Below are 26,265 nucleotides of genomic sequence, written 5' to 3'. Positions count from 1 at the left end.
CTATATATTATATGATATAATAAACAAAATGAAAAATCTACATAATGAATAAATAGGAGTTGGTTTTATGAGAATACCTGGTGTAGTAACAGCAGCAATCCTAACAACTAACAAATGTTCGGCTGCCTGTCAAGAATGTTGTTTTCAATGTACACCTAAAAATAATAACAGAGTAACTTTACACCAAATGAAAGTATTTGTAGATAATTTGTTAACCGATTTTCCAGAAGTTAAATCGCTAGTATTTACTGGTGGAGAATGTTTTTTACTAAAGCAAGATCTCTTTGACATTATAACTTATGCCTCTGAAAAGGGGTTGGGGACAAGGTGCATAACAAATGGTTATTGGGCAAAAAGCAAAGAGCAAGCTAAAAAGATTCTTAGTAAATTGAAAAAATGCGGACTCACTGAAATTAATTTTTCTACAGGAGATAACCATCAAGAATGGGTTCCTTTTCAAAATATTGTTAATGCTACTGTTTGTGCTGTAAATATGGAGATGCCAGTGGTAATCTCGGTTGAAAATCATAGTTCAGCAGCATTTAAAGTAGCTGATGTTTATAACCATCCTGAGATAATGGATATGATGGATGAGGATGTTGAACATGGTCTGTTTAATGTAATGAATACAATATGGATTCCATTTCAAAAAGATACAGAATATTCATATAATTTTAAAGCTGAAAAAGAAGATAAATCAATCAAAAAAAATATTAAGGGATGTGATTCAATATTAGAATATATAGGGTTAGACCCAACTAACCAAGTAATTTCATGTTGTGGCTTAACGCTTTCCTATATTGACTCAATGAAATTAGGAGAGTTAGATGATGATAATTTGTTTTCTTTGTATAAAAAACAATTTGATGATTTTCTTAAAATTTGGTTATGGGTAGATGGACCTGAGTTTATTTATAATTATATCTTAAAAGAGGTTCCTGCTGTAGAAAGAAATGATAAATTAATACATCCATGTCAATTTTGTGCAGAAGTATACAATAATCCGAGAATTAAAGAGAAATTACAAGCGCTTAACGAAGATTTGATGTTTGAAGTGTTGAATAGATATCATGTGAAACTTAAAACTATAGCTAGATCAAAGATGAGAGGAGAAAAAGTAATATGAATTCTGAGTTAAACAGTAAAGAAAATAGCAGTAGTCAATTTAGTGTGAAGCTAAATAAAATGGTGGTAAAAAGATCAGAAAAGTTTATTGAAGAGAGTTTTTCTGATAGAACATCACTTATAGAGTTTGCTTCAACGGTAAATGAGCGACATGAAATTTTTGAAAGTCTACTATTGCTTCAAAATGTGGAATTTACTAATTTACTTGATAAAAAAGACGCTAAATCTGTTATTAATTACATTGCTAAGAAGAATGGCTGGTTATTAAGTGACAATGAGCAACCTCAGCCTAGAGCAATTCCAATAAACATTATAGCGTTTTTTAATGTTGCAGCAGTTGGGGCTCTATACTTTATTGCAGCTGTAAAAACTTTCACACAGAATATAAAATTTTCAGATGTAAATAAGTTTTATTCTCCGTTGATTTTTCCTGAGATAAAGAGAACTATCGAAGCGATTGCTGAATATTCTGGAGAAGATTTTGCTATCGAAATAGATAGAACAATTCTTGATATAGCCACAGAAGATATTAAGGCTAGATATATGTCAAATTATAAACAAGAAAAAATAACTGATATCGAGTTATCGTCAATGTAATGAGTTTGTTTTAGTTTCACATGATAATTATGAATTGATTTTATACTAGAGTACCAATACACAATGGTACTCTTTTTTTGTCGTGATAAAATAGTAATCTGTGAACTTAATTGTAGTTTAGATGTCTATATCACTAGAGTGTTACCTAGAAGAAAAAACAAAACTCCAAATCCCTATAATAAGAAGGGCTGGAGCTCTTTTCTAAATCTATTCTGATGCAAAGTAAGTAGTTGCTTTTTTCTAAAATCAAAAAATTACTTACACGAATTGTCATTCTCTTTGTTTTAGAAAGAAATTATTGGTTTTTTTCTATATATTTCAAATCTTGAGCAAGATTGTGGATGTCATTAATTATTTCACTAGAGGGAAGAATCTTCTCTATTTTCGGTGCGTAAGTAATATAAGGAAGTCTATCTTCATAAATATCCTCTTCGGTTATATATCCCTTGCTGTACTCCACTTCAAATCTTCTTTGATCCAATACTTTTGTTTCAGTAAAAATGGGTTCCAAGTATTTAAGTGAAGAAGCGAGAGTATTGATTTCATCTTGTATTTGATGGGAAGGTAGTACAGACGAAAGATTCGAATATACTTCATTTTCATCAAGTTCAAATACCCGCTCTAATCTTTTGACGCTATTTGACAGGGTAATGATTTCTTCAAACGACTCATTAGGGTTTCCGTACGAATCATGCAAGTCAGCAAGTATTTTTTCTACTTCCAATATATCTCGTACTTTATCATGGTATTCGTCTATTCTATCTAGAACTCTAGGGGTATCAGATAATGCTATTTCTTTCATTGTTCCAAATAACTGTATGGGATTTGCGGAGAGTATCTGACTTAATTTTTCTAAATTTTTAAACGTTGGATAGCCTTCTCCTTTTTCTATATTTGAAATTGTTTGTTTATTTACGCCTAATTGATCGGCTAATTCCTTTTGAGTCATTCCTTTTTCTTTACGTAATCTTGCAATATTTGTACCAAAATTTTCAATCAAAGAACTCACTCCTTAAAAGTATTTTATGTAATTATATAATTAATACTTGTATTATTCAAGTGTGTGATGTATATTTAATCCATGGTTAAAAGTGATTAATATAATTAATGGGTATGTTAATCACTTTTTATTAAAAGGAGGTGTATTTATGTATGAAGCAGAACAGGTTGTTTTAATGATTGAAGAGTTAAATAGTATATCGACTTTTCATAGGTGGAGAAAGTTAGCTGAAGAATGCTGCGGTATCTCGTTTCAAAAGAAGACAAAGCAAGTAGGAGAAACAAGTTACTCAAAATATTATCTATTTTCTGAATCTGATATTGAAAAATTTCGGAAAGTTGCTATTTTTCGGAATAAAGGACAACCTATTCGAGAGGCGATCATTGAAGTGTTTGAGGAAGTCAGCCAGCCTGATCCATTGCCTGAGCAAAATAAACAGGCAATCCAACAATTGGAAGCAACTTGTCAGAAATTGAACGGTCATATTAAACGGTTGCTTGACAAACAGAACGATTATGACAGCTATTTTCGTACTGTCTATCAGACAAACAGCCAGTTAGAGAAGCGCATGGAAGAAGTGGAAGCAGGGAAAATGGATAAACCGTTCCTGAGAAAGAAGTCCTGACAGCTTCCCCGACAAGCCTAGGGCGTGCCACCGAGGCAAAGCCCGAAAGGACTTGGCGTAGGGAATATGGCAGGGAGCTTCGCTTGCGAAGCGAGAAACAGTGCCATCTAATAGCACTGTGCCAACCACCTTTACATTGTGTGTATTCCTTGGTAACACTGGATTTATGGGAAGAAAAAACCTGTAAGTTTTTTGCAGGGAATGGAGGTGAAATGAGTGAAGAGCCGAGAGGATATAACTGTAAAAATTGATTGGCTTCAAATTATTTTTCGACAAAGTGTTTATGAAGTACTGGAAAACGTGTTACAAATTGATTCTTCTTGTTTTTTGGTTGAAAGTGGGCGAGTAAAACACAAAGAGTATGATCTCTGTTATAGTTATGGATCAATCAAAATTTTTACAGAAGAATATCCTATAAATGGAACAAATGAATGTTACCTGATACTCAGTGGGGATGGCTGTACGTTGTATGAACAGTTATTGCAAGCAATGAATATGACATGGAGATTGTTTTTCCGAAGGCTATTCACATATTGTGACTCCTTTTTTGATGTTAAGCGTTTGGATGTTGCTTTGGATGATAGAAACATAATTCCTTATTTTACAGTGAAGCAATTAATTAGAAAATGTGAACAAGGGATGTTTTATTCAAATCGTCGTAAACATGATATCTATGAGAGTGGCTTTCAAGGAACAAGGAGAAGTCGAACGCTTTATATAGGAAAAAGGAAATCAGATTTGATGTTTCGGATTTACGATAAGGATATGGAAACAGCCAGTGAAAAACGTGTAGCAGTTGAAGAGATCGGTTCATGGAAACGTCTGGAAATGGAGTTTAAACGGATGTTAGCCCATAATCTCGTCAAGATGATTGCTTATGAAGAAAATAGCCTAGAAGAGCTGATACGAGGTATTGTAAAGGAGGAGCTGACTTTCTATACGGACTCCACCTGTAAAACAATATGGCAACCATGGGAGCGTTACTTGGGAAAAATTTCTCCTATAAAAATTCCACGTGTTTATGAAGTAACAGGTTTACTTAATACAGAACAATGGTTGATTCATGGTGGAGGTTTAGCAGGAGTAAAGGCATTTCAGTTTTTAGCCGAAAACAGTGCGTTAGGTCATTTGCAAGATTTGGAGCAGGTAAAGGAAGAGACAGAGCTTAGTCGCTCTCTAGCAAAGAAAATCGCTGATCATTTGACGGAAATTAAACGAACAGATTTATTACCAAAAATTTATGCTATGACAAAAAAAGAGAACTCAGAAAAGAAATCGAGAAAGACCCCTCCGCTAAGCTCTACCTAAAACTAGACACTTTAAGTATAGCACATGGAGGGTAATCAATGAAACGGAACGGAGGGATTTTATTGATTACCGTAACTAAAGACGATTTGGTTGATTTGGGGTTTGGTATTAGCCAGTCACAAACAATCATTCGATTAGCGAAATATTATATGGTAAACAAAGGATATGATTATTATAAAAGCCGACGATTGGGAAGAGTACCTGCACACGCTGTAGAGAGCATTTTAGGTATATCGTTGGAGTTTCCAGAAGAAGAGGCTACCTAATATGGCAAATGTGTATAAAGATAAAAAAAAGGGAACTTATTATTATGTAGCTAGTTTGGGCTTTGATGATGTAACAGGGAAAAGAATACAAAAACTCAAACGAGGATTTAGAACACGTAAAGAAGCAGTACAAGCGTACAATGAAGTGATGAATGATTATGGAAAATTGGCGTTTAAGACGAATAGTACTATGAGCTATAAGGAATATTTTGAAACAATTTTTCTTCCGTGGTATCGGGGACGCGTCAAAGAGCGAACCTATACAAATCGCTTATCGTCTATGTATATCCATTTTGAACCATTTTTTAAGAAAAAAGTATCGGCAATTTCCCCGATCCATATTCAGAAATGGCAAAACGAACTAACAAAAACGATAAGTAATGCGTATATTCGGAATATCTATGGTTTGTTTTCTATGAGTTTAGAGCAGGCTTGCAGGTTGGGAATGATACCGAATAATCCAGCGAAAACGGTTGGAAATGTGAAAAAAGTTAGAAAGACAGTTGAATTTTGGACGAAAGAAGAGTTTGAGAAAATATTGTCCACACTGGATCGCTCAGATTACTATGAACATTTCTCCTTTATAGTTTTATGGTTATTTTTTATGACGGGGATGCGTTTTGGAGAAGCTCAAGCGTTACATTGGGAAGCGGACATCAATTTTGAGGATTCTTCATTACAGATTGAGAAGTCTATGTTTTACCAAAACAGCAACCTCTTCTATCTAACTGAACCGAAAACTCAAGCAAGTAAGCGAACCATCGCATTGGATGAAACAACCATTTCCTATTTGAAGGATTGGCAAGAGATACAGCGAGAAAATATTGGAGAATCTATATATCTACTTTCTTATAATGGCTTACCAATGAATAAACATACGGTTCGTCACATAATCCATAGACATGCAAAACTTGCAGATATACACCCGATAAGGATTCATGGCTTAAGACATTCACATGCTTCGCTATTAATATCTATGGGAGAAAATCCACTGATTATTAAGGATCGCTTAGGGCATGAAGATATAAAAACGACTTTAGGAACTTACGGTCATTTATATCCTAACATGAATCGAGAAGTTGCAACAAAGCTTGCAAATATATTATCGTGGGAACAAGATAAAGCAGTAGAATCAAAGAAAAAGACCTTTCAAGGCAACCAATATATAAAGAAAGAGGTAATGTAAAATGGCAGAATGGAAAATGAGAGATTTTGATTTAGTTGGACAATTAGGAGCAGAATTATTACTAGTTGAAGTAGCACCAAAACCAAAATACGAAATGAATGAAACCACAGGAAGAAATGAACGAACAGGGGAAATTGAGGGATATACTTACGAGGTGTTGATGAAAGATAGAAAATATAAAAGTGTAAGAGTTTCTGTTGTAAGTGAGGCACCTATTATTACTCAACAAGAACTAGACAAAGAAGGTGATACATTTGTTAATTTTGAAGGGATGGTGTGCAATCCTTATGTATCAAATGGCTTCATTGCGTTATCGTTCAAAGCAGAGGGAATTACATTGAATAAAAAGAAGCAACAAGTATAACTATTTCTGGGGTACTCCATAATGGGGTACCTCGTTTTACAAAAAAAGCCAACACCACTAAGAATTTATTAAATAATTCTTGTAGTAATGGCTTTTTATGAAATTAGTAAAGATGAGAGCTGAGCAAATCTTGGCTTTTAAAAATACTCGTTAAAAGGATTGGGTTAGGGTTGATAATAGGTCTTCAAAAATATTATTGTCGTCTTGTTTTCAATTTGTTATAATTATTTATCTATAATAGAAATTGTGGTTTCTATTATAGCTCTACCCTGAGACATCTATTTTAGCATATGGCAGTATGTCTATTTAGACAGATGTCTTAGGGCTAATTAGTAATTATGGACTAACTGAAATTACTAGAAGTGTAATAAAAGCCATTGCTGATGCAAACATTTTTTCTCCTCTCGTTTCTTTCCTAATTTTAAAGAATTGATAAATCAGTTCTCTAATGTAAATATTATCAGACAATAAATAGAAACAAAAGAACAAAGCAGATTTCTATTAAAAAAAACACGAAAAAATATGCTTTTTGTCAAAAAAAACAAAATTATAGTCAGTTCCTATATTTACTGTGCTATAATTCAACAAAAAAGGAGATAAGCTGTTGAATATAGGCGAAACGTTAAGGGATATTAGAAAAAATAAAAAAATCAGCCAAGAAAAAATATCTTCTCAATCCTTTCTTGATAGATCATCTTATACAAGAATTGAAGGTAATAAGAAGGATATTCGCTTTCAAGACCTATGTTTAGTCTTAGAAAATATGGGTATAAATCCAATGGAGTTTTTTTCATTGGCAATGATTGATGAAAAACAACAAAACTTTCGAGATTTGTTTAGTTATTGTGGAGAACATCTAGGAAACCAAAAGAAAAAAAGTGAGTTGTTAGGCTATTACAAAAAAATATCTGAGAAGTTAGATAGAGATGTAAGGGAGTTAAGCAATTATCTTTCTATCAAAGGATACTTTTATCAATTTTGGGATGAAGTTGAACCAGTCAGCAAAGAAGATAAAAAGCTTGCATATGAACTATTGATAAATAAAAACTATTATTATCAGTATGATTATGTAATTATTTCTAATATGATCCATCATTTCTCTTTAAAGGAGGCTGATTTGATTATATTGAAATCATTCCCATTAAAAGACGAGATAAATAGAGATGATAAAACTAAAAAATTTGCATACAATGTAATGATAAACATCATTACAAAACGAATTTATGACAATAATTTAGATTATGCGGAAAAATATTTAGAATTAGCGAAAAAGCAGGATGGCTTTTCTAACAACTATAGTTATAGGCTAGATATTGAATATTTAACGAACTTATTAAAACTCGTTGTAACTGGCGAACCTGAATATTATAATAATGTATTGAAATTTATAGAGATTTTTAAATTGATTGGCGATCATAAATATGCAGAGCGATTGAACAAAGAATTAAAATCATTAACTTATGATAAGGGAAGTCTAAGTGATAATTTTCCTGTAGGATTGATAAAAGAGAAGTAAAGGACTAAAGGGGAATTTAGATGTTTATTTGCGGAGTGTCTATGTAATTCAAATGACACTTGATTTTTTGTAAAGAAATGGGCTTTATTTTTTTATAAAAAATCAAGTTTAGCAAACGGAAGTGCGGTAGATGAAAAAACAATCTTGAATTTTAGACGTATAAATAAGATAATAAAGATGAAAAAACATATTAAAGGAGGGAGAATTGTGGATATAAATAGATTAAGAGATAGGGAGTGGTCGGAAGAAAAGAAGAGTGAAAAGAGAGAGCGAAGAAAAGAAATTCGTTCGGCGTATCTTGAAAAGAGACAGGTAGAAATTATCCCGTCAAAAAAGGAATTATTAGAAGAAAAAAGAAAGAAAAAGAGAGTGGCAGCGTATTGTAGGGTTAGTACTTATGAAGAAGAACAGGAAGGAAGTTTTGAACTTCAAATACAAGCATATACAGAGAAGATATTGAACAATCCTGATTGGGAAATGGCTGAAGTTTATGCAGATCAAGGAGTTTCAGGTACTACCCTAAGAAATCGAGTTAATTTTCAGAGATTATTAGATGATTGTCGCAATGATAAAGTTGATTTGATTTTAGTTAAAAGTATCAGTAGATTCACAAGGAACACGCTACACTTTATTTCTATAAACAGAGAATTGAAAGCGCTTCCCAATCCTGTTGGTATATATATAGAAGATATGGGTATTAATACTCTAAATGGGATGTCGGAATATGTATTAAATATGATGAGTGTGATTGCACAAGGAGAGAGTGAGCAGAAGAGTAATGCTATAAAATGGGCAAATTTGAGAAGATGGGAAAGAGGAATCCCCTTTGTTGTGACAAATAATTTGCTTGGTTATAGTAAAGATAATTTTGGTAAGATTATTATTGATGAAGAAGAAGCAGAAATTGTGAAGTTTATTTATAATGCTTTTCTAGAGGGAGCAAACTTTACTTTGATTGCAAAATTATTGACTCAAGCTAAAGTTCCCACACCAACTGGTGGTCTAGTATGGCGAGCAACTACTGTAGGAAATATTTTGAAAAATGAAAAATATTGTGGAGATGTAATTATGCAAAAACCTTATACAGTTGATTGCTTTACCCATAAACGAAAGAAGAATAATGGCGAAAAAAGAAAGTATGTTATAAGAGACTGCTTACCTCCGATAATATCAAAAAAAGACTGGAAAAAGGTAGAAAATATTTTAAGTTTTCCTTATAGAAAGAGAGTGTTTAAAGAAAGTCCATACCTTAAGGAAAACAAGGTAGTAATTAAAAAATGGAAATCAGGTGTATTAAAAGGGTTCATAATTTTTGATCCAAATTGGACATCTAGTGATATTCAGGAAGTTTTGAAAAGGATTGATTAGATATGTTAGATTTTAATGAATATAATTTTGAAGTAATAGATGTTGGAAGCATAGGAAAACCAACGATCACAATAAACAATAAGTCATTAAGCTTTTCAAGTCAAGTTGCAGATATACTGAGTTTCCCACGTTATATAGTGTTATTGTTTGATAGAGAGAGACAGGTAATCGCTATAAAGAAAAGTACATCTAATGCTAGTAGGGCGATAGAGTTTGCTAAAAATAAAATTGAAAGAGATAAACCTGTGGTAATAAAATCTAATAAACTTGTTGAGGTTATCAGAAGTTTAATGAAGGAGCAATGGAGGGAAGAAAATAGGTATGAAATAGACGGAATATATACTCAAGATGGGAAAGCGATGATTTTTGATTTGAATGATTTTAGAGAGTATAAAGTCACTAGAAAAAAGAATAGCTAATACTAACTGTTATCAAAGTGTTATCATAACTAAAGAAAAAGCCTTTAAACCTTTGGAAAACAAAGGATTTAGAGGCTTTTTGGCTTATTCCCACTCCACCGTAGCTGGTGGTTTGCTCGTAATATCATAAACGATGCGGTTTACGTGATCGACTTCGTTAACGATACGCACGCTGATTTTTTGCAGGACATCCCAAGGGATACGGGCAAAGTCAGCGGTCATGCCGTCGATCGAAGTGACTGCGCGGATACCGACTGTGTAGTCATACGTACGACCATCGCCCATTACGCCAACGCTGCGAATGCCAGGTAGTACAGTGAAGTATTGCCAGATGTCGCGGTCTAAGCCGGCATTGGCGATTTCTTCTCTAAGGATCGCATCGGATTCGCGAACGATTTCCAGTTTTTCTTCAGTGATTTCACCAAGAACACGGATACCAAGTCCCGGCCCTGGGAATGGCTGACGCCAAACGATGTTGTCAGGCATGCCAAGCTCTGTTCCAAGCGCACGAACTTCATCCTTGAACAACGTGTTCAATGGTTCGATCAGCTCGAATTGCATGTCTTCAGGTAACCCACCTACATTATGGTGAGATTTGATTGTTTGAGCTGTCTCCGTTCCACTCTCGATTACGTCTGTATACAGCGTTCCTTGAGCGAGGAAGTCGATTCCTTGCAGCTTTGTTGCTTCATCATCAAAGACATAGACGAATTCATTTCCGATGATTTTACGTTTTTCTTCCGGATCAGAAACACCGGCCAATTTATCTAAGAAACGTTTTTGTGCGTTCACACGAATAATATTCAGACCGAATTTTCCGCCAAGCATATCCATTACTTGATCGCCTTCGCCCTTACGTAGTAAGCCGTGGTCTACAAAAATACATGTCAGCTGGTCACCAATTGCTTTTTGTAAAAGGACACCTACAACGCTAGAATCTACGCCGCCGGAAAGACCTAGCAATACTTTGCGGTCACCGACTTTTTCGCGTACTTTTGCGATTTCCATATCAATGAAATTCTCCATTGACCAGTTACCGGAACACTGACAAACATCAAATGCAAAATGACGTAATAGGTCATTTCCGTATTCAGAATGGCGTACCTCCGGATGGAATTGTACACCGTAGAAGTTGCGTGTTGTGTCTTGAATAGAAGCGATAGGGCAGTCCTTACTTGTTGCAACAAGCTCGAAGCCTGTTGGCAGCTCTGTGACCAAATCGCCATGACTCATCCAGACTGTTTGTGGAGAAGGCAGTCCGTTGAAGAGAGCCGCGTCTTTTGCGAGGACTTCTAATTCTGCTTTTCCGTACTCACGGTTTTTCGCAGGTTCTACTTTTCCGTCTAAGCAATACGTCAGAAGCTGCATACCGTAACAGATACCCAAGATTGGAATCCCTAATTCAAGGATTTCCGGATCGATACGAAACGCTTTTTCGTCATAGACACTGTTAGGACCTCCTGAAAGAATGATTCCCTTCGGAGCGATTTCTTTTACTTCTGCAGCGGTGATACGGTGGCTCAATAGTTCTGAAAAAACGCCGAATTCGCGAATACGGCGGGTGATCAATTGGTTGTATTGGCTGCCGTAGTCCAACACGATGATTTTTTCAACGTTTGTCATTTCGGACACGTTCGTCACATTTATTACCCCTATCTATTAGAATTTTATATAAAGAGAACCTGAAGGGATCACGGTTAATAAGGAAGAGAAGAAATCTGATCCTTTGTCACCGATAAATACATTCAGAAACACTGCAGCTCTTACGGGCCACAGTGACTCTCCTTAAAAGCAATGATATAGCGTTCGGTCATTGGCTGACCAGAACAGACAATGTCTGTTAGAGTGAAAATCAGTACTTCCTCAAGTAGATCTCGTCGATGATGTGATTCTCTGTTTTATGGAGTATGATATCAGCTCGGCTCCTTGTAGGCAAGATATATTCTTCTAAATTCTTCAAATTCACACTTTGCCATACGCCTCTTGCCATTTTAAAGGCTGCTTCACGGTCGCCAGTCGCATATTTGTAGTAATAATTGTCTGGTTCGCGGAAAGCCGTATCAAGTAAGGCACCAAAGCGGTCTAAATACCATTTTTCAATCAGCTTTGGATCAGCATCGACAAAAACGGAAAAGTCAAAGAAGTCACTGACATAAATTTGTTGATTGGCAGGCAGCTGCAAAGTGTTGATTCCTTCTACGATCAGAATATCCGGCTGAGTGATGAGCTCGTATTCGCCATCGATGATATCGTACACACTGTGTGAATACATCGGTACACGAATTTCATCTTCGCCATTTTTGACCCGATTTAAAAACTCGATCAATTTTTCCATGTCATAGCTTTCGGGGAATCCTTTCCGGTTCATGATCCCACGCTCTTCCAGCACCTTGTTTGGGTAAAGGAACCCATCGGTGGTGATCAGCTGTACGTTGCGGCGTTTAAAAACGCGCGACAGAATCGTTTGCAGTAGTCGAGCAGTGGTACTTTTACCAACAGCGACACTTCCGGCAATACCGATAATGAAAGGTGGAACAGGCACATATCTGTGTAGGAACAACCCTTTACTCAATGTCAGAGACTCAAACTCTTTCATATGCAAATGGATCAGATGAGTCAGTGGGACGTAAATGTCTTCTACATCCTGCAGTGAAATCTGATCATTGAATCCTTTGATATTTTCCAGTTCTTCTTCTGTCATTGGGGCTTCTCCCTTTCGGTAGAATCCCAGCCATTCCTCGCGAGGAATGCGATAGTAATTCATTTTTTCGTCCATTTGTTCCTCCGACCAAGAGTGACATGTTTTTCTTTGCTTATTTTAACACAAACGGCTGTAATTCTACACAGTAATTCGTGAAAGAAATGTTTGTTTGGGAAAAAGTTTTTCTCAATGGTATGATAAAGTCAGAATTCAGAAAAACAGTCGTAAAAAATGCATTTAGGTGCAGAGATAGTCTGAAATAGACCATTCGCTTGGCTCTAGCCATACGGACAGGAGAAGCGCCTGTTCAAAGCAGCGACTGTTCACGTGAAAGAAAAGAGGAATAAGGATGACCAAACTAGTATTATTTGGTGATAGTATCACCGCAGGAGATTTTGGGGAAGCGGCTTCGCCTATACTGACAAATTTAGTTAAAGAGGATTTGGCTGCACAAGGATATACAGATATTTCTATTGTGAATGCAGGAATCCCGGGAGATACATCTGTTGGTGGTTTGCGCAGGCTGGAAAAAGATGTTCTGGCTGTTGCCCCTGATTATGTCGTACTCTTCTTTGGGGCCAATGACTGTTCTGAAAGCCATCCAATCACGGCAGAGGATTACGGCAATAATCTCTCTCAGATGATCGAGCAGATCGGTGAGGAAAAGGTTGTTTTACTTACACCGCCGTTTATTGATGCAGCTAGACAGCCAAGTCGTCAGGATGAAGAGGTCCGTCGTTTTGTGGTAGCAGCGAAAGAGGTTGGAGAGAAGTACGAAGTACCGACAGTTGACATGTATCATGCACTCAGCGTCTATCCAGGTGTGGCTGAATTTTTGCAGGAGGATGGGCTGCATTTTTCTGAGTACGGGTATGAGTTTCTGGCTGCCTTGATTGTTCGAGAGATAAAAGGTAAACTGATTTCGTAGCAGCAGAAGGCCGCTAAAATGAACAGGTTGGAGCAAGTGAGTTCAGCGAGTGTCCGACTTTGAGTAAAGGAACGAGAAAATGACAAATCATTATTATACCGAAAATCCAAATACAGCACATGACATCGAAGAATGGTCATTTGAATTAGTGGGGAAAAATTTTCGTTTTGTAACAGATAGCGGTGTGTTTTCACGGAATGGTGTAGATTATGGGTCGCGCGTGTTGATTGATGCGTTTGATTGGCAGGACTTGCCGGAAGGACGGATATTGGATGTCGGCTGCGGCTATGGCCCAATCGGTCTGTCATTGGCCCATGTATCTGGTCGAACGGTCGAAATGATTGACGTGAACCAGCGTGCAGTTGCCTTGGCCGTGGAAAATGCAGCGAAAAATCAGATCAAAACGGTCGATATCCATGCATCCAATATTTATGAAACCTTAAATAAGCAGCAATATGCGGCGATCGTCAGCAATCCGCCGATTCGTGCGGGGAAAAAGGTAGTTCATAAAATATTGACGGAAGCTGAGCCATTACTGGCAGTAGGCGGGACCTTAACGGTTGTTATTCAGAAGAAACAGGGAGCACCGAGTGCCCAGAAGCGCATGGAAGAAGTCTTTGGCAATGTTGAGATCGTGACAAAAGACAAAGGCTATTATATTTTGAGAAGTGTGAAAGAAGCATAAATGGACTAAATGAAACATACTAAGATTAGTGGGTAAGATATTCGACGGAATAGCTTACCCACTATTTTCTATTTATAGCGTATAGTGGGAGTGAAAGGAAGCTCGGACATGACCTCGTGGACTTCGAGTCCGAAGTGCAAAATGAGCTCCTTCACTGACATTTTAGAATCTGGTTTAAGTATGTTGGGACTCCGAGTCCGTGTAAAGGAAAGTAGAATTGAAATGGTTCAGTGAAGGTCTTTCTATAAAAAGAGAAGGAGAGAAAAAACTATGTCATCTATTTTAGCTTTTGATGTATCAAAAGGAGAAAGTTACAAAGTACTCTATCAGGACAACTTTTGCTTATCTGAGGGAAAAGTAGTTCACAATCAAGAAGGATTTCAGCTGCTATTAGAGGAAATTCAGACCTTACCAGAGGTCCCTGAAATTGTTTTTGAAGCAACTGGTATCTACTCACGTCCCTTAGAAAAGTTTTGTCAGGATAATAAACTGACCTACTGCCTTCTAAATCCTTTAGAAGCAAAAAAACAGATGGAGGAAGGCTCGCTTCGTAGCTGGAAAACGGATAAATTTGATGCTCATAAACTGGCTCAAACTCATTGTAAAAATAGACGCCAACCAAAGCTACACCAACAAGCAATCTATCTCGAACTACGAGAACTTGCCCGCTTCTATCAGGAAATTGAGACGAAAATCAGTCATGTTCGTATGAATCTTCATAATGCTCTTCAATTGACTTTTCCTGAATTGGAACAGTTCTTTTCCAGCCGTATCACTCCCTATGCCTTATCCCTGATTGAATGTTTTCCACATCCTGCCTTCGTTCTCGCTTCCAGTCGAACAAAAATCAAAAATCGATTGATGAAAACAACGAGGAAACGAATTTCTGAAAATAGGGCTTGGCAGAAAGCTGACCAGATTTTCATTTACGCCTCAAACTCTTATCCAGCTGTTGAGTCCAATAGTGTTCTCTGTCAGAAAGTCATTTACTATGCCCAGCTTCTTCAGGACCTATTAGAACAGAAAAATAAATTGATGGAACAAATGATGAACGCTGCTCATCCTCTTGAAGAATTTGAGTTGTATCAGACGATTCCAGGAATTGGTGCGCCAACGGCTGCACTTCTGATTGGAGAATTAGGCGATATTCGATGTTTCTCTACATCAAACAAACTCAATGCATTTGTCGGGATTGATATCCGGCGGTTTCAATCTGGATCATATATAGGAAAGGATCATATCAATAAAAGAGGGAATCCAAAGGGGCGAAAGATTCTTTACTTTACTATTCGTAATATGATTCGACAACAACACGCCGCCTCCAATCATATCGTCGACTATTATTATAAATTAAAAAAGCAACCCCTTCCTAAAATGGAAAAGGTTGCCACAGTTGCCTGCATGAACAAGCTCCTGAAGTGTATGCATTCCATGGTTAGGAATCATACAAGGTACGCTTATGCGTATACGGCCTCCAACGACCAATAAGGACGAGTCCTTATTCTAAAATTATAGCACAAACTAGATGAAAAATTCAGAGATCCATCTAGTTTATTTAGTGTACTTTCAGATAGTTCTTCACTTCTTTAAAAACTATAAGGAATTTGTTTCCACTTTCCCCTTGACTAATCGTAGGAAAGAGGTTGGGACAGAAACGTTCAGCTTCAAGCACCAAAAGTAGGTACTTTTCATCATCTGTTCTGCTCAAAAGAGCAATCACAGTGATTCTAAGCAATAAGGCGGAATTCACGAAAATGACAAGAAACACGGAATGTATCATTCCGATGTTGATTGATTCCTACTTGGTGCATCACAAATTTTTGTTGAATTTTGACTTATTGTCGAAGAAGTTGCTTCTGTCCCACCGTTTATTCGGTTTTAGATGTATGTGGGATTGAGTTATGTCCCACACACTTTTGCGTACAGTAAAGTGTATTGAATAATTTTTAAGCTTGAAAATGATTATCCATTCATCAGTATCAGCTTAGAAGCTATAGCTATTATCCATAGATGTGCTGGGTAAAACAGGTAAAAAGCATATTTTGAAAAGGCAGATGTTTTCCCTTTTTCTCCGTTATATAAATGAAGGAATGGAATCACAGAGATAAACGCGAAATCTGAGTTCATGCCTAACATTAGGAGTGTGGTTGACCAATCCCCCATCCATTGGAAGCTGGTAAATAAAAGGAATAATGAAAAGCCGAGATAGCAAGCGTCCCTTAACAAAACCTTGTTGTATGTGAAATAAGTGATCAGGATAAATGGCAATAGAACAGTTCCACCTTCTGTCAGTATTGCGCCGGTAATCAAGAGTGTGGCAGCAACCAAAGTGCCAGCGAGCTTGAAGGCGAGGTGGGGAACTTCCTTGACCCAATCAACAACAATCAGCAGAAGGAGCCCGACCGTCAAAGTTAAAAAGATATTGTTGTGTACCTGGATCATTGGGTCGCCTAGCCAAAGATTCAGCAAAGTGCTGCCGACAAACATCACACCGGCAGCGCCAGCTAGACGGAATAGATAGTTCTTTCGATTACTGGTATGAAAAAATCCTTCAACGATCATATAGGCAAAAAATACGCCGACACATCGAGTAATGATGTGAAAAATAATCGAAGTGTTGTCAGAGACGAAGAAGGTGATGTGGTCAAGGACCATTAGTCCCATCATAAAAAATTTTAATTGGTTTGCATTCAAAAAAGCACGTCCTTTTCTTTTGGGTATCGTTTATAAGTGATATGTATCGTCCGTTTTATGGCATTCATGCAACTCAGCCAATGAGTAGATGCCAACGAGCGGATGAATAGCTTGATTCTGAGTAAAGCGGCATTAAGTCAGACTTCTCACGATAACTAACTTATCATGGACCTATCAAGTTGCTCCATAGAATCAGGTAACAGGAAACGAACAAAATTGAAAGATGGTGACGAGCATAGCGGTATGGCAAACCGACTGAAGTAGAATCAATTTCTGAAAGTATCGGTAAAACAATAAAGAAAGCGTTGATATTATGCAATCTTTCTTCTACAATAAAATAGAATAGAGCAGAATATTTTCCAAATGGATAGTGATTGTTTACAAACAAGCTAGACCTGTATGGACCAAAGAAACATGCCTTGTGGCGTGCCCCTTTTTGGTTCATTCGGGTCTTTTTTTATGGCGAAATAACAATCGATTCTGCCTGTTTTTAGGTGGTTGTATTTTTGGTAATCGCTGGAGGAATGCACGAACAGAAGGGGATCGGAAAGGAGGAGTATTTCTGACATGTTTTCTTTCAGGTTTATTAATGATATCGGTCTTATTGCATAAATAGCTCATCGCATCATAAGAACGTATATCATCGTTAAAAATGAAAAAGAGCGGAGGAATATTGTGAAAAAAGCAGGGAAATTTATTACATTATTATCGATGTCCGTATTATTAACAGCCTGTAATCAGGAGGAGAAAATGAAAGAAGCGACTCCGGAAAAATATACAACAGAGGAAAAGACAGAAGGAACTGTAACCTACATGCAGGTTAAGAATCCTAACAATGGTGCTATTCTAGGCTATTTGAAAGATGGCGGTGTCAGCCTTTTAGAGGAAGAGGACGGCGATTACGTCTATGCATTCAAGGACATGAACGGGAATGGTAAGCTGGAAGAGTGGGAGGATTGGCGTAAGGACATTGACACACGAGCGAAGTCTCTGGCTAAAGAGCTGACAAAAGAAGAAATTGCCGGGCTAATGTTGTTCAGCAGCCATGAAAGAGAGCCGGAAAACGGACTGACAGATGATCAGAAAACTTATTTGAAGGATGATAATTTGAGGAATGTTTTGAATGCCGGTGGGAATGATGTGGAAGCGGCAGTCAATTGGAACAACGAGATGCAGGCATATGTGGAAGAGCTGAGCACAGGAGAAGACAAGAAATTTATTCCAGTCAACTTTAGCTCTGATCCGCGAAGTACAGCTGGATCTGATGCTGCGTATAATGCAGAAGGAGACGATATCTCTAGATGGCCGTCTAATTTGGGGCTTGCCGCAACCTTCGATACAGAGACGATGTTGAGATTTGCCAAGGCGGCGTCAGAAGAATATCGGGCGATGGGGATTGCTACAGCATTAGGGCCGCAAATTGAATTAGCGACTGATCCGCGTTGGTTGCGTGCAGATGGCACGTTTGGCGAAGACACTGCGTTAGCTACTGATATGGCTAAAGCGTATGTGGATGGCTCTCAGTCTTCTTATGGTGAAGAAGGGAAGGACCTCGGTTGGGGCTCTGATTCGATCAATGCCATGGTCAAGCATTTTCCAGGAGATGGCATGGGCGAAGGTGGACGTGAGTCGCACATGAATAGCGGGAAATATGCGGTGTATCCGGGAGATAACTTTGAAGAGCATTTGAAGCCATTTTTGGATGGTGCGATGAAGCTGGATGGGGAAACCAAAGAAGCGGCTTCTGTGATGAGTTCATATTCTGTGGCCATCGATAAAGACGGCAATCCGTTGTTTGGCGTAAACAAAGGCTCTGCCTATGATAAAGAAAAGATCGATATTTTGCGTAAAGACAATGGCTACGAAGGGATTATTTGTACAGACTGGACGGTGACTTCGGCGATTGATGATCCAGACAATGTTCTTGGTATTGGCACCGCTTGGGGTGTCGAGGATGAAACAGTGGCACAGCGTCATTACGAGGTGCTACTGACAGGAGTAGATATGTTTGGCGGGAACAACGCGATCCAACCTGTTCTTGATGCGTATGATTTATGGGACAAAGCCTATGAAAAAGGCGATGTAGATGTTTCGGCCGAAGAACGCTTCCAGCAGTCTGGGGCACGTTTAGTGAAAATGATGATGTTACCGGGCATTTTTGAAAATCCTTATCTTTCTCTTGAAGCTTCTTCTGAGATTGTAGGTAGTGAAGACAAAACAAAAGATGGGTATCAGGCCCAACTGGATTCGATCGTGATGCTGAAAAATAAAGAAGAAACCATCAAGGAAGCGGATGTTGAGAAAGACTACAAAGAGAAGGTCGTGTATATTCCAAGCTCGATCCACCATGAATTCAAGACAGTATTTGCGGATGCACAGGATACTGCCAACCCAACAATGAGTGTAGACATTGCAGAAGGCTATTTCAAGGAAGTGGTGACTGATACGCCAATTGAAAAGGATGGAAAAGTGACTGGTTTTGAAGCGCCGGACTTGAAGGATGTAGATATGATCATCGTAGGAATGGGTAGCCCAGATAATGGAAGTCCATTCAGCAGCGCCGGTCTGAAGGATAATACTTTCTATCCTCTTAGCTTGCAATATGGCACCTATAAAGCGGATGGAGATTCTGTCAGAAAAACATCGATCAGCGGCGATATTCTTGAGGATGGTAAGAAAGAAAATCGCAGCTATTATGGAGAAACGGCAATCATCAGCAATAGCTATGATTTAGAAGCCTTCAAAAATGCGAAAAAACAAAGTGAAACGATTGAAAAGGAAACAGGTAAGAAAGTACCTGTCGTCGTTGTACTGAAAGCAAAAAATCCTGTGGTCGTCAGTGAATTTGAAGAAGGGGCAGACGCAATTGTTACAGGTTTCTCAGTCAGCGATCAAGCCTATTTTGATATTCTTTTAGGCAAGCAAGAGCCGAAAGGGTTGCTGCCGATGCAATTTCCGGCAGATATGGATACGGTTGAGAAACAGCAGGAAGATGTGGCTCATGATATGGAATCATACAAGGATTCAGAAGGAAATACCTACGATTTTGGCTATGGACTGAACTACGAGGGACCAATCTCAGATGAACGTACCGAGAAATATGTGAAATAGACGCTATGAAACGACGACATAAAAGAAATAATATTTACTCAATACTCAATAATATCTAGTTTCTCCGAAAAAACTGAGACATTCAAGGTGTGGATCTATGCTATACTTTTTTGTGGGGAAAAGACTTTTGTGAGGTAGTTTTTTATGGGGAGCTGCTTCAATTAGTTGAAAAACACTGTCTTTTTCATCATAAAAAAAGGGGTAAGATAGAGAAATGAAAAAAGTGATTTTAGCATTGCTGTTGTCTACTGCTATTTTAGCTGCTTGCGGCAATACAGAAAAAGAGACAAAAAATTCATCCACAGCGGAGTCGACGGTTGTATCGAAAGAGTCTGAGGAATCAACAGAAGAGTCCACAGAAGAAACGACGGAAGAATCTAAAACGACTAAAAAGAGTGCAACGTCAGCTCCTTCAAAGAGAGCAGAGACGATGAAAGAGTATATTGAAGCGCAAGAAATGGAACTGCTATACGCTCAATCTGAGCCAACTATCGTAGAAATGGGCGATTTTGAAGTATCAGTGGATGAGTATGAATTAGTGAAAGTGACCGATTTTGACTCCAATTTTAAGATTCCATTTGGGGATCAAACAGATGAAGGTGGGATAATCCTTGCGACGATTTCTATTGCAAATACTAGTGATAAAACGTTGTATTATCCTTCAATTCCGGATTTGACCTTTACAGGAGCAACTAAGGCTTATACGAATAATCGAACAGTCGTTGAAGACAATGCCGATGATAGTGATAATATGGGTGCGATCGTCGTAGATACGAAAGGCGAAATCAAAGCTGGGGAAACGCAAACAATGACGGTCAACTACTTGTTTAGTGATGAGGCGTTGTCAGCTATTTTGGATCTTGGCTTAGTAACGATGCAAGTACCACACGGCTATACGAAAGCTGAAAGCTTTAAATCTGAAGACAAGGTAGGCGATAAGCAGAATATTCAGCTTTCCGTCTCTTCTGATGGTGAGAAAACAGCAAGTGACAATGCGTCATTCTTGCAGGACAAAGTAAGTACAGATGATATGGGTACCAAGACACTTGATATGGAGAAGAAAGATATAAATACGACTCAGAGTGTCGATGGTGTTGATGCCATATTGTCAGAATACCAGTTTACGTTCTTTGAGCCTAATGAAGTAGAAGCAGAGCGCTTCAGCAATTTTGAAAATGGAACAGTTCTGTTGACAGTTAAATTTGTGCTTGATAATAAAGGGGAAAAGACAATTTCTATGAGCAGCTCCAGTGCGACCTTACGTGTCAATAACGATTCCCAACGTGTGCTGAGTGAAGGAATGCTAACGAACTACACGACAGATGTCGTAAGTCCTGGTGAGAAGAAGGACCTATTGCAGGTGTTTGTACTGGATCAAGAGCAATATGAAAAAATTTGGCGTGAAAAAGATTTCAGTATTAATTTGAATTTGGTCGATGGTGAAACGTTTAAGAGAGAAACGGTTGAGTTTGATTTACCGAAATAAAAGATTCATTTCCAACGAATGACAACAATGAAAATAAAAAAGTGGGCAAGATATTTGATCAAATATCTTGCCCACTTTTTTGTAATAATGAATATTTTAGTAAAGCAGCAATTAAATGTTTAATTCCCGTTCGACGAATTGTGAAGCATATCCACCCACGTAAATACCCTCTATCTGTCCATTTTTCTGAGATAGTCTTGTAACAATTTCAGACGGTATACCCATTGCATAGCCTTGTTCGAAAAGAAAGGCTTCGTTTGTCAAACTTTCTTCGTGCATTAGGTAGTTTGCCAAATAGCAAGCCAGGGCAGCGTTAGACGTCCCAGTAGCACTTTCCTCCGGAATATCAAACAATGGCGCAAAGTTTCGACAGTGAGCCGTTGCTTCTGGCTGTAATGTTTCCAAAGAAAAGACGTGGTAACCAGCTTGTTGATATTTTCTCCCGATTTGAGCAATTTTATCAAAATCAGGTGTCAGGTTCGTTAGTATATCTAAGCTTTTGACTGGTATAAGGATATCCTTAAGACCAGTTGAAACGACTTGAATAGGTAAGGTTTCATGGAAATCCTGTGTCGAAAGATTCAAGGAGTCCGCGACCTCTTCAATGGCTAAGATATCCAAATATTGAGGGCTGGTTTGCTGCAAGAAAACTTGCTTGTCTTTTGTAATTGTTACGGCTAAAATCCCAGCTTTAGTTTCTATTTGGTACGTACCGATAACCGCTTTTCCTAACTGGATAAGCGCTGAAAATAATGCGACTGTCGCATGCCCGCAGATAGCGACCTCTTCAACAGGTGTGAAGTAGCGTACCCGCCAATCAGCTTTATCAGAAGGTAGCAGGAAAGCCGTTTCTGAAAAATTAAGTGTTTTTGCGATACGCTGCATGTCATTTTCTGAAAGCTGAGCAGTATCTAAGACGATTCCGGCAAGGTTTCCGCCACCGCCATCCTTTGTAAATGCATGTAAAATATACGTCGTGACTTTCATGATAGGCCTCCATTTTTTGTAAGCTCTCTATATTTTTTTGTTAGCAGCTGATGAAGAGCTGCTTTTTCTTCATCGGAGATAAAGGCACCATCGACTGCGTCATGGTTTAACTGCTCCATTTCATCGTAGGTCAATTGGTACCACTCAGACAGCTTCATGTATTCGTCCACTAATGTTGTGTTAGAAACTGTTCGATTGTCCGTGTTGATACAGACTTTAATTTTTTCCTTTAAGAATTGTCGGAATGGATAATCTGCCAATGATTCTACTGTCTTCGTCTGGAAGTTACTGGTCGGGCAAAGCTCTAATAGAACATCTTTTTCCCGTAATAAATCAAAATATTCCGGTGTGTCTTTGAGCGCAATACCGTGCCCGATTCGTTTTGCACCAAGAGAGATAGAATCTGCCACATTTTTCCCACAGCCGCATTCACCGGCATGCAGAGTCAAAGGAATGCTTAGCTGGTTGGCTAAAGCTAGTGTTTCTTCGAATTCCCTAGGTGGGAAAGCCGCTTCATCGCCCGCTAGATCGAAGGCCACTACGCCACTTTTCTGAAAATATTTTGCAAGGTGAACAACCGCTTCGATTTTTTCTAGCTCATCATGGCGCATGCCGCAAAGGATTGCATTACTCTTTACCCCATAACGTTTTTCACCGGCATTCAACCCTTTGAGCACAGCTGTGACGACTTGAGTTAAGGACAATCCTTGTTCCAAATGCTGCGTTGGGGCAAACCGTAACTCGATATAAGAGATACCGTCCCGAGCTGCTTGTGCGATGACATCGAGTGTAGCCATCTCTAAGGCTGTTTCTGTCTGTAAATACGTTAAAATAACATCGAAGCATGTCAAATAGTCCTTCAAGTTTCGGCAGTCTTTGGGTGCTGTTACTGCTTTTCGTAATTGTTCGGAATCTTCTTGGGAGCTAAACGATTGGTTTCTGGAAATTTTCAGTAAAGTTTCAACGCTTACGGACCCATCTAAATGACAGTGTAACTCGATTTTTGGTAATTTGATTACAATTTCTTTCTCCACGGTTTTGTCCTTTCTTTTTCATTACAAAATTTTCATTTATCTGTTTTTTTCCGAACGTTTCTGCTATCATGTGATTGTTCGGTAAGTATTTTAGAAAAAAGTATTTCGAAGAATGTACCATGTCACAAGCATCATGTCAATGGGAGAGGGGGACAGGGATGAAGCTGACGATAAGAGAGATAGCCAACATGGCTGGAGTCTCAGTAACAACGGTTTCTCAGATCCTCAACAATAAGGGCAGTCGATTCAGCGAAGCGACAAAGAAGAAGGTATTGGAAATCGTCGAGGAATATCAATACAAGCCAGATTTTTTTGCTTCAAACATTATTACGAGACACTCAAAGACCATCGGAATGATTGTTCCCGATGTCACAGATTTTTTCTTTTCTAAAGTGGTTGAAGGTGTGGAGACTTATTTGAACTCACTCGGCTATATGATTCTATTATGTAACTCAAAGCATAGTGTGAAAAAGGAAACACAGTATGTGACTGAACTGCTTCATCGATCAGTAGATGGTATTATTCTAGCAACACCTAATGTACTTCCACAGGATCATGTATTGAAGAAGCAACGACAATCTGCTTTTCCAGTGGTATTGATCGATAGAGGGATCAATACCCGAGAAGAAGGACAGTTACTGGTTGAAGAGTATGTAGGAGCATCTCAAGCAGTAGAATACCTGATTGCACACGGGCATCGACATATCGGAATGTTGAAGGAGACACATGGATATTACCAACTGACAGAACGTTTGGCAGCATATAGAGCGGTGCTGGAAAAGCATGACATACCGATTAATGAAGACTACATCCAAAGTGGGGAACTGACATTGAAGGGTGGCTATCGTGCAGCAAAAGCGGTGTTGGAAAACAAAGAAGTAACAGCGATTTTTTGCGGGAATGATGAGATGGCAATAGGAGCATATCAAGCAATCTATGAAAAGGATTTACGTATTCCAGAAGATATTTCTGTCATAGGATTTGATGGATTGGAAATCTCGGAGTATCTGGCGCCAAGTCTGACAACTGTGTATCAACCGGCGTTTGACATTGGCTACTATGCAGCAAAATTCTTAGTTGAGGCGATTCATGGTGACGTAAAAATAATCCCAAATAAAACATTTGAAACAACCTTTATCGAGAGAAATAGCACACGAATGATTGACAATTAAGGAGAAAAATAGTAATGTTCGTTTTATAAGCGCTTTCTTTTTTTGGTAATAATGGTTAGTAAACTGGTTTACTAAATGTTTTAAGACGGCCTTTTTTAGTGTATAATACAACATTGGGAATTCGGAGGAAATTATAATGAGAATGGTAGATTTGATTGAGAAAAAACGCGACGGTGGCAGCCTAAGCAAAGAAGAAATCCAGTTCATCATTGATGGCTATACAAAAGGGGATATTCCTGATTATCAGCTTAGTGCCTTTTTAATGACTGTTTTTTATCAAGATATGACCGATGAAGAAATTACCAATATGACGTTAGCGATGGCGAGTTCAGGTGAGATGATCGATCTTTCCGGGATTCAGGGAATCAAAGTAGATAAGCATTCAACAGGTGGCGTAGGTGATACAACAACATTGATCTTGGCTCCTTTAGTTGCCAGTGTGGGTGTCAGCGTAGCGAAGATGTCTGGCAGAGGCTTAGGCTATACAGGTGGTACGATCGATAAGCTAGAAGCTATCCCAGGGTTCCAAGTGGAATTACCGGATGAAAAATTTATTCAGCTGGTCAATGAAAGTCATGTAGCAGTTATTGGGCAGTCAGGAGATTTGGCACCGGCAGATAAAAAATTATACGCATTGAGAGATGTGACGGCGACTGTCAATTCGATTCCTTTAATCGCAAGCTCGATCATGAGTAAGAAAATTGCGGCGGGAGCAGATGCGATCGTTTTAGATGTAACGACTGGCGAAGGCGCCTTTATGAAAAATATTGAGGAAGCACGTCGTCTGGCAGAGACGATGGTGCGTATCGGGAAGCTTGCGAACAGACAGACAATGGCTGTAATTTCAGACATGTCTCAGCCATTGGGTGAGGCAATCGGAAACAGCTTGGAAATCGTCGAAGCAATCGAAACACTTCAAGGCAACGGGCCGGAAGATTTAGTTGAAATGTGTTACGCATTGGGAAGTCAAATGGTCGTTCTTGCAGAAAAAGCAGCTACTTTGGAAGAAGCGCGAGGTCTGTTGGAAGAGGCATTGGCTTCTGGTAAAGCGTTAGAGAAGTTTAGAGAGATGATTCGTAACCAAGGGGGAGACGATACGATCGTTGATGAACCGGCACGCTTACTGTCAGCGAAATATCAAATCGAGCTTCCTGCAAAGAGTACAGGTGTTGTGCAGAAAATTGTTGCCAACGAAATCGGAATTGCTGCAATGCTTTTGGGGGCAGGCCGTGCAACCAAAGAAGATGCCATCAACTATGCTGTAGGAATCAAGCTGCATAAAAAAGTTGGGATGCCTGTTAAGGAAGGTGAATCCTTACTAACGATTTATGCAGATTCAGAAAATATTGACGAGGTAAAAGAGCTGATTTATAAAAATATCGAAATCGGTGATTCAGGCGAGGAACCTGTACTGATTCATGATATAATTACCTTGTGATTTAGCGTGGTAAAAATGTTTTGAGTATAGTGTTAAAACAGTTGTTTTGTAGCTTGGTTCATACTATTGATAGCTAATGAGAGCAAATAGGAATATGGTTCTCTCGTGAAGATATTTATAGTTGCTTTATGCTGTGCTGTAATACGAAGAAAATATCGGATTACTTTCATTAAGTTATAAGAAGAAGGGTCGTTTCTCTTTTATTAGGAATGCTAGGGAAATGGACGTAGGATCACCAGAATGAAGAAAGCAAGC

The 26,265-nt window shown here is 38.4% G+C and carries 23 protein-coding genes; 17 read left to right on the top strand and 6 right to left on the bottom strand.

Annotated elements, in window-relative coordinates:
- Positions 1–67: 67 nt before the first annotated feature.
- Complete coding sequence (locus A5888_RS11335) at positions 68–1,126, top strand: radical SAM protein (protein WP_339101618.1); 1,059 nt, start codon at positions 68–70, stop codon at positions 1,124–1,126.
- A complete protein-coding gene (locus A5888_RS11330; protein ID WP_339101617.1) occupies positions 1,123–1,722 on the top strand; it encodes a hypothetical protein in 600 nt (199 codons plus the stop codon). Before A5888_RS11335 ends, A5888_RS11330 begins: the two co-directional genes overlap by 4 nt.
- 295 nt (positions 1,723–2,017) lie before the next feature.
- On the opposite strand, the gene A5888_RS11325 is transcribed toward A5888_RS11330, so the two are convergent.
- Positions 2,018–2,722, bottom strand: a complete 705-nt coding sequence (locus tag A5888_RS11325) for a helix-turn-helix domain-containing protein (RefSeq protein WP_339101616.1) — start codon at positions 2,720–2,722, stop codon at positions 2,018–2,020.
- 148 nt (positions 2,723–2,870) lie between these two features.
- On the opposite strand from A5888_RS11325, the gene A5888_RS11320 reads away from it, so the two are divergent.
- The 8 genes from A5888_RS11320 to A5888_RS11285 all read left to right on the top strand — a co-directional run bounded on the left by A5888_RS11320 (position 2,871) and on the right by A5888_RS11285 (position 9,774).
- Entirely contained in the window at positions 2,871–3,347 is a 477-nt protein-coding gene (locus tag A5888_RS11320) for a hypothetical protein (RefSeq protein WP_339101615.1), read from the top strand.
- A gap of 216 nt (positions 3,348–3,563) precedes the next feature.
- Positions 3,564–4,655, top strand: a complete 1,092-nt coding sequence (locus tag A5888_RS11315; RefSeq protein WP_339101614.1) for a replication initiation factor domain-containing protein — start codon at positions 3,564–3,566, stop codon at positions 4,653–4,655.
- A gap of 38 nt (positions 4,656–4,693) precedes the next feature.
- Entirely contained in the window at positions 4,694–4,921 is a 228-nt protein-coding gene (locus A5888_RS11310; RefSeq protein WP_170924801.1) for a DUF3173 domain-containing protein, read from the top strand.
- Position 4,922: 1 nt separating this feature from the next.
- The gene (locus A5888_RS11305; protein WP_086349613.1) at positions 4,923–6,107 is read left to right on the top strand and encodes a site-specific integrase; all 1,185 of its coding nucleotides are present in this window, start codon (positions 4,923–4,925) and stop codon (positions 6,105–6,107) included.
- A gap of 1 nt (position 6,108) precedes the next feature.
- On the top strand, positions 6,109–6,471 hold the full coding sequence (locus A5888_RS11300) for a hypothetical protein (RefSeq protein WP_086349614.1): 363 nt from the start codon (positions 6,109–6,111) through the stop codon (positions 6,469–6,471).
- A 604-nt stretch (positions 6,472–7,075) separates the two neighbouring features.
- On the top strand, positions 7,076–7,987 hold the full coding sequence (locus A5888_RS11295; RefSeq protein ID WP_339101613.1) for a helix-turn-helix transcriptional regulator: 912 nt from the start codon (positions 7,076–7,078) through the stop codon (positions 7,985–7,987).
- Between the two features lie 207 nt (positions 7,988–8,194).
- A complete protein-coding gene (locus A5888_RS11290; protein ID WP_249274505.1) occupies positions 8,195–9,355 on the top strand; it encodes a recombinase family protein in 1,161 nt (386 codons plus the stop codon).
- A 2-nt stretch (positions 9,356–9,357) separates the two neighbouring features.
- Positions 9,358–9,774: a hypothetical protein gene (locus tag A5888_RS11285; RefSeq protein ID WP_339101612.1), complete on the top strand. Its 417-nt coding sequence runs from the start codon at positions 9,358–9,360 to the stop codon at positions 9,772–9,774.
- A gap of 84 nt (positions 9,775–9,858) precedes the next feature.
- Here A5888_RS11285 and guaA read toward each other — a convergent pair whose 3' ends face one another.
- Positions 9,859–11,415: a glutamine-hydrolyzing GMP synthase gene (gene guaA, locus A5888_RS11280; protein WP_086349617.1), complete on the bottom strand. Its 1,557-nt coding sequence runs from the start codon at positions 11,413–11,415 to the stop codon at positions 9,859–9,861.
- 211 nt (positions 11,416–11,626) lie between these two features.
- Positions 11,627–12,550, bottom strand: coding sequence for a type I pantothenate kinase (gene coaA, locus A5888_RS11275; protein ID WP_086349618.1), 924 nt, complete (start codon positions 12,548–12,550; stop codon positions 11,627–11,629).
- A gap of 274 nt (positions 12,551–12,824) precedes the next feature.
- Here coaA and A5888_RS11270 point away from each other — a divergent pair, with 274 nt between their 5' ends.
- The 3 genes from A5888_RS11270 (at position 12,825) to A5888_RS11260 (ending at position 15,576) form a co-directional block, all read left to right on the top strand.
- The gene (locus A5888_RS11270; RefSeq protein ID WP_086349619.1) at positions 12,825–13,403 is read left to right on the top strand and encodes an SGNH/GDSL hydrolase family protein; all 579 of its coding nucleotides are present in this window, start codon (positions 12,825–12,827) and stop codon (positions 13,401–13,403) included.
- 79 nt (positions 13,404–13,482) lie between these two features.
- Positions 13,483–14,088: a class I SAM-dependent methyltransferase gene (locus A5888_RS11265; protein ID WP_086349620.1), complete on the top strand. Its 606-nt coding sequence runs from the start codon at positions 13,483–13,485 to the stop codon at positions 14,086–14,088.
- A 270-nt stretch (positions 14,089–14,358) separates the two neighbouring features.
- Positions 14,359–15,576, top strand: coding sequence for an IS110 family transposase (locus A5888_RS11260; protein ID WP_086347488.1), 1,218 nt, complete (start codon positions 14,359–14,361; stop codon positions 15,574–15,576).
- A 474-nt stretch (positions 15,577–16,050) separates the two neighbouring features.
- On the opposite strand, the gene A5888_RS11255 is transcribed toward A5888_RS11260, so the two are convergent.
- Complete coding sequence (locus A5888_RS11255; protein WP_086349622.1) at positions 16,051–16,782, bottom strand: TraX family protein; 732 nt, start codon at positions 16,780–16,782, stop codon at positions 16,051–16,053.
- Between the two features lie 675 nt (positions 16,783–17,457).
- Here A5888_RS11255 and A5888_RS11250 point away from each other — a divergent pair.
- Complete coding sequence (locus A5888_RS11250; RefSeq protein ID WP_212647209.1) at positions 17,458–19,893, top strand: glycoside hydrolase family 3 protein; 2,436 nt, start codon at positions 17,458–17,460, stop codon at positions 19,891–19,893.
- 214 nt (positions 19,894–20,107) lie between these two features.
- Positions 20,108–21,379 (top strand): DUF5068 domain-containing protein, encoded by a 1,272-nt coding sequence (locus A5888_RS11245; RefSeq protein ID WP_086349623.1) that lies wholly within the window; start codon positions 20,108–20,110, stop codon positions 21,377–21,379.
- Positions 21,380–21,490: 111 nt separating this feature from the next.
- Here the strand turns inward: A5888_RS11245 and A5888_RS11240 are convergent, their stop codons facing one another.
- Positions 21,491–22,366: a PhzF family phenazine biosynthesis protein gene (locus A5888_RS11240; RefSeq protein ID WP_086349624.1), complete on the bottom strand. Its 876-nt coding sequence runs from the start codon at positions 22,364–22,366 to the stop codon at positions 21,491–21,493.
- Complete coding sequence (gene add / locus A5888_RS11235; RefSeq protein WP_086349625.1) at positions 22,363–23,400, bottom strand: adenosine deaminase; 1,038 nt, start codon at positions 23,398–23,400, stop codon at positions 22,363–22,365. The genes A5888_RS11240 and add overlap by 4 nt, the downstream gene beginning before the upstream one ends.
- Positions 23,401–23,558: 158 nt before the next feature.
- On the opposite strand from add, the gene A5888_RS11230 reads away from it, so the two are divergent.
- Together A5888_RS11230 and A5888_RS11225 are read left to right on the top strand one after the other, a co-directional pair.
- The gene (locus A5888_RS11230; RefSeq protein WP_086349626.1) at positions 23,559–24,572 is read left to right on the top strand and encodes a LacI family DNA-binding transcriptional regulator; all 1,014 of its coding nucleotides are present in this window, start codon (positions 23,559–23,561) and stop codon (positions 24,570–24,572) included.
- Between the two features lie 136 nt (positions 24,573–24,708).
- Positions 24,709–26,010, top strand: a complete 1,302-nt coding sequence (locus tag A5888_RS11225) for a pyrimidine-nucleoside phosphorylase (protein WP_086349627.1) — start codon at positions 24,709–24,711, stop codon at positions 26,008–26,010.
- Positions 26,011–26,265 lie beyond the last annotated feature (255 nt).

It is taken from the genome of Enterococcus sp. 9E7_DIV0242 (genome assembly GCF_002140975.2).
GTDB classification, from domain to species: Bacteria; Bacillota; Bacilli; order Lactobacillales; family Enterococcaceae; genus Enterococcus_L; species Enterococcus_L clewellii.
This window is presented reverse-complemented; position numbering and strand designations above follow the sequence as displayed.